Annotated in this window: 1 protein-coding gene; it reads right to left on the bottom strand. The window is 67.2% G+C overall.

The genetic code is table 11. The annotated features are described in order from the left end of the window. Positions 1-37: 37 nt before the first annotated feature. Positions 38-238, bottom strand: a 201-nt coding sequence (locus GJQ66_RS13785) for a proprotein convertase P-domain-containing protein (protein WP_196215957.1), incomplete at its 5' end; no start/stop codon positions are given.

The following is a 238-nucleotide window of genomic DNA, read 5'->3' as shown; positions in this document are numbered from 1 at the left end:
GGCCCGCCGTCAGGTCAGCAGCTGCCGTCCGGTTGGCTCAGAACGTCAGCTTCCAGCTGTTGATGTAGCCGCTGTCCTGCTGGTACACGTCCCGCACCCGCAGGTTCCAGGTGCCCTCCGCCTTCTGGGCGGAGGCGTTGACGGTGTACGTGGCCTTCACGTTCTCCGCCGAGTCGGCCGCGTTGGAGTTCTTCAGCCGGTAGGCGGTGCCGTCCGGGGCCACCAGGTCGATCACCAG

Origin of the sequence: Microbacterium sp. ZXX196 (assembly GCF_009709595.1) — a bacterium.
Lineage (GTDB): Bacteria > Actinomycetota > Actinomycetes > Actinomycetales > Microbacteriaceae > Microbacterium > Microbacterium excoecariae.
The sequence above is the reverse complement of the archived record's forward strand: the minus strand, read 5'-3'. Positions and strand labels throughout refer to the sequence as shown.